The sequence below is a fragment of the Bacillus sp. 05T31 genome, assembly GCF_056396725.1.
Genome location: NZ_JBFTMA010000288.1, coordinates 1 through 5,003, shown reverse-complemented (window position 1 = coordinate 5,003; position 5,003 = coordinate 1). Strand labels below are relative to the sequence as shown.

The window sequence follows — 5,003 nt, the reverse complement described above, 5'->3', positions numbered from 1 at the left end:
CTTCTATAATCATATATACGTATGCTGGCGACGAACCACTTACAGATGTTACAACGTCCATTAATTTTTCGCTTACGATCTCTGTTTGACCAAAGCTATTGAAAATGTTTAGCACATCTTCTAAATCTTTTTCTGTCACCATTTCATTAGGGCATAACGCAGACATTCCTTCTCCAACAAGAGCAGGGGTGTTAGGCATTACTCTTACAACCTTTAATTTTTTAGCAAAAGCCTCTTCAGTACTTTTAATGCTTTTTCCTGCAGCGATCGTTACGACGATAACATCGTTTTTTATCACTTCTTTTATTTCGTTAATGATTGATGCGTATAGGTCTGGTTTAATTGATAAAATTAAAATATCAGCATTTTTAGCTACTTCATTGTTGTCAGTAGTTGTAGYTAGCCCATATTTTTCACTAGCATTTTTTAAATTCGTAGTGTTTAAATCCGAACAAAGAATATTATTTGCAGACACTATCTTTTTGTTTAGCATCCCACCAATCATAGCCATTCCCATATTTCCGCAACCGATGAATCCAATTTGTTTATCCATAATAACTCAATCTGGCTCCTTTTATAATAAATTATATCATTTTGAAATTGTTATCTTAAAATAACAATAACATCTCCATGCAATATAAAGAAACATTCTAAGAGAATATATTCCTTTTTGCAACACCAAAAGTTGAAAATCAATTATATTCGACATTATGTAAATATATACACTTTAATTTTAGGTTTTATGTTGATGAATATGAGTTAAACTTATATCGATTTGTATTTTCATTCAGTAGGGTAATAATTTCATACAAGTAACTTGCCGCTCTATTTATTTTTAAAAATACTTCTTGACACCAAATCAAATTATATCGCATAATATAAAAAATTAAATTGAAAATCGTTGAAGGGAATTAGTACATATGTCTTCTTGCGAAAGAGAGTGGAATTCACCGGCTGAAAGATTCCTCGTATAGAAAGTATCGAACCTATCCCCGAGTCTTAAATGAAAGTTTAGGCGTACGCCTGCGTTATAGGCGCCAAGTGGATATCTATGTATATCAATTAAGGTGGTACCGCGGAACAATGACCGTTTCGTCCTTTTTATTTTATTAAGGGCAAAGTGGTCATTTTTATTTTGCTCTTTAATAGGCTAGGTGCAGCACTGATAAGAATAGAAGCCGCTGTAAGCTGTATGAATAGAAGTGAAATTTATAAAAAACTTTGATTTTAGACTTGGGGGATACAAAAGTGAAAAAACAACGAATTGTTGTAAAGATTGGGAGCAGTTCCTTGGCAGCAAGTCATGGAGGTATCTGTAAAGAACAACTTTCAGATCACGTTGCCGCATTGGCACGATTGAAAGAGGAAGGGCATGAAGTTTTACTAATTACATCCGGGGCAGTCGCTGCAGGTTTTTCTGCTCTAGGGTATCCTAGCAGACCTGTGACAATTAAAGGGAAACAGGCTGCTGCCGCTGTCGGGCAAAGTTTATTAATGCAGGCRTACACGGAGGAATTCCGTAAATATGGTATCGTTACTGCACAACTTTTACTAACGAGAAGTGAYTTTTCTAGAAAAGAACAATACAGTAACGCTTACGCTACTTTAGGAGAGCTACTAAAYCGTTCYGCTCTTCCTATAATCAATGAAAATGATTCCATTTCTTTAGAAGAGCTAACGTTCGGTGATAATGATATGCTGTCAGCTTTAGTAAGCGGGCTTGTATCGGCGGATATGCTCATGATTTTTACAGATGTGAACGGTTTATATGACCAAAATCCTCAGAAAAATGCGGATGCGAAAAAATATCATTTCCTTCCTGAGGTAACGGAAGAAATTGCTTCTCTTGCWGGAGATGCKGGCTCAAAACTTGGGACTGGCGGTATGAAATCAAAAATCGATGCTGCAAAGACGGCACTATCTCTTGGAGTGAGTGTATTTATCGGAACGGGATGTGGACAGGAGAAGTTTTTAGATGTTATGAAGGGCAAAGGTGATGGAACATATATCGGGAATGCTCCTCAAAAAGTGATTAAGATGAACAAGCAATGGATCGCCTTGCATTCGCTCGTTAGCGGAAAAATTGAAGTAGATGCGGGGGCAGCTTCTGCCATCATTCAGCATGGTAAGAGTCTTCTTCCTGCTGGTGTTACAAATGTGTCAGGATTTTTCCAAGTGGGTGAAGTCGTGGAAGTAATCACGCAACAAGGGCGCGTAATAGGAAAAGGACAATGCACATATAGCGCAGAGGAACTAAGGAATTTAAAAGGTATGCAAAGCCAAGATATTCAAGCAAGAGGCGAAAGGCATAATTATGAAGTCATCCATAGAGATCACTGGGTTTCATTTTAAGAAAAGAGAGCACTCAAATTTTAATGGGCAGGAAAGATTTAGATACTGGTGTTAAATGGTTCTCAAATAAAAACTGATTAACCTTAAAAAGGAGGAAATAAAAATGAATGAAGTGTTGGCAAAGGGGAAAAAGGCGAAAGAAATTGCTAGAGAACTTGTACTTAAATCTACAAATCAAAAAAACGAAGCACTTGCCGTAATTGCTGATCAGCTGATAGTAGAAATAGCTTATATTTTAGAGGAAAACAAACGRGATATTGAAGAAGGGAAGGCAAAAGGATTTTCTRAKTCWCTYCTTGATCGTCTTATGCTGAATGAACAGCGTATCATTGATATGACTGARGGWATTAAGCAGCTAATTGATTTACGTGATCCTGTTGGAGAGCGTGTAAGTGCATGGAAACGACCAAATGGATTATCTATTCAGGAGATGCGCGTACCACTTGGTGTTGTCGGAATGATTTACGAGGCAAGGCCGAATGTGACAGTGGATGCTGCTACAATTTGCTTAAAAACGGGAAACGCAGTAATACTACGTGGTAGTTCTTCTGCTATTCATTCTAACAAAGCCATCGTTAGCGTTATTCACMGRGCGCTYAAACAAACAAGCTTGCCTYCAGAAAGYGTRCAGCTCATAGAAGATACAACGCGCGATAGTGCAAAGCAGTTGTTTACATTGAATGAGTACTTGGATGTTCTTATCCCAAGAGGTGGCAAACAATTAATTGATACTGTAGTGAGAGAAGCATCTGTTCCAGTACTTGAAACAGGTGCGGGAAATTGTCATATTTTTATTGATGAAACAGCGGATAAACAAATGGCATTTAATATTATTATAAACGCAAAAACGCAACGTCCATCTGTATGTAATGCAATTGAAACGATTATACTTCATGAGAATTGGGCGCAGCAATTTGGTAGCGAGCTGTTCTCTTCCTTGAAGGAAAGAGGCGTGGAGCTACGTGGTGATAATAAAGCATTGGCAATTGATTCTTCTATTGCATTAGCTTCAGAAGAAGACTGGGAAACAGAGTTTTTATCTCTCACACTGGCAGTTAAAGTGGTTTCCACTACGGAAGAAGCGATTCATCATATAAATACGTATGGATCCATGCATTCCGAAGCGATTATTACAGAGAACGAGGAAAACGTCAGCAAATTTTTCACATCTGTTGATGCCGCGGCACTTTATCATAATGCATCGACTCGTTTTACGGATGGATCTGAATTCGGATTCGGCGCAGAAATTGGCATCAGTACACAAAAGCTACATGTAAGGGGACCAATGGGGTTACCTGCATTAACTTCCACAAAATATGTGATTCGTGGGAATGGACAGATTCGGGGATAAGAATTATAAAAGAACAAGTAATAAGATGAAGAAACCCAATTCAGTTTAAGTGTCTTCATCATATTACAATTATTCATTTACCATACAAAAAGCCCCACAAGCATAGCACTTAATAAGGAAACAGCCATTCCGCTAACAAGAAGCTTCCAAACATTTTTACCGATTATTGATGATTTTTCTCCGCCAAATAATGAATTGTAAGTTCCATAAATCATACCTACTGTACTAAAGTTTGCAAAAGAAGCTAGAAATGTAGTGGCAACTGCAATTGTATGTGGTTGTAAAGACTTTAGGTTTGATTTTAAATCCATCATTGCAACAAATTCATTCGTTGTTATTTTTATCCCCATTAATTCAGCTACATACATAGCATCTTTTCCTGATAAACCGAGTAAAAAAGCAAAGGGGCTAAAGATAATAGAGAAGATTTTTTGAATTGTTAAGCCTGTTACAAAAAAGCTCAAAATACCATTTAAACATGCTGTTAATGCTACATACCCAATTACCATCGCTAAAATAACAATAACCATATTCATCCCAACTAACATACTGTTTGAAATAGTAGAAAAGAAATCTTTTTTTTCATTTTTTGAAGGTGAATAAATAACATCCTCTTCTTTAGTAACTTCTACAGGATTTAAAACATTAGCCAAGATTAATGCGTTAATACAGTTTAAAGGAATAGCGCTGAAAATATATGTTGCTGGAACCATTGATAGATAAGCACCAAGAATGGATCCGCTGACGCTACTCATACTCATAATTCCAAAAGTCAACAAACGATTTTCTTTTAACACAGATAATTGATCACGAACAACTGCAAGTGCTTCTGTATTTCCTAAAAACATCATTTGAATGGAAAAGAAGCTTTCTAACTTTGGTAAACGAGAAATCTTTGAAATGATTGCACCAACTTTATCAATAATCCAAGTTAAGATTCCAAAATACGAAAGAATATCAAAAAAAGTGATAACAAAAATGATAGGAAGTAATGCGCTAAAGAAGAAATCAACTGTTTGATTTTCCATAGCTGAAGGAAATRCAAATCGAATACCTTCATTCGCACATGATAGTAGCCAACTGAAAAATGACGCAATTTTATTAATGATAATACTGCCCAATTTCGTGCCTAACATAAACCACGTAATAAAAAGCTCCAATATGATTAGAATAACAATTGGTCTCCATTTTATTTTTCTTTTATTAGGCGAACATAGGAAAACGATTAATATTACAACGAAAATCCCTAACATATTTAATATGAAATGCATATCAACAACTCCTTGAGGCTTATTATTTG

General features: G+C 36.2%; 4 protein-coding genes and 1 other annotated feature. Of the genes, 2 read left to right on the top strand and 2 right to left on the bottom strand.

Annotation, left to right across the window (positions count from 1 at the left end):
• Nucleotides 1-553 (bottom strand): pyrroline-5-carboxylate reductase family protein (locus tag AC1DJR_RS17135; protein WP_477003097.1); only part of this gene is annotated, 553 nt, incomplete at its 3' end.
• Nucleotides 554-892: 339 nt separating this feature from the next.
• Nucleotides 893-1,103, top strand: a binding site (T-box leader).
• A 145-nt stretch (nt 1,104-1,248) separates the two neighbouring features.
• Between AC1DJR_RS17135 and proB the strand changes: the two genes are divergently transcribed.
• Both proB and AC1DJR_RS17125 read left to right on the top strand, forming a co-directional pair.
• The gene (proB, locus tag AC1DJR_RS17130) at nt 1,249-2,352 is read left to right on the top strand and encodes a glutamate 5-kinase (RefSeq protein WP_477003096.1); all 1,104 of its coding nucleotides are present in this window, start codon (nt 1,249-1,251) and stop codon (nt 2,350-2,352) included.
• A 103-nt stretch (nt 2,353-2,455) separates the two neighbouring features.
• Entirely contained in the window at nt 2,456-3,703 is a 1,248-nt protein-coding gene (locus tag AC1DJR_RS17125) for a glutamate-5-semialdehyde dehydrogenase (RefSeq protein ID WP_477003095.1), read from the top strand.
• A 77-nt stretch (nt 3,704-3,780) separates the two neighbouring features.
• Here AC1DJR_RS17125 and AC1DJR_RS17120 read toward each other — a convergent pair whose 3' ends face one another.
• Nucleotides 3,781-4,974, bottom strand: a complete 1,194-nt coding sequence (locus AC1DJR_RS17120) for a NupC/NupG family nucleoside CNT transporter (protein ID WP_477003098.1) — start codon at nt 4,972-4,974, stop codon at nt 3,781-3,783.
• Nucleotides 4,975-5,003 lie beyond the last annotated feature (29 nt).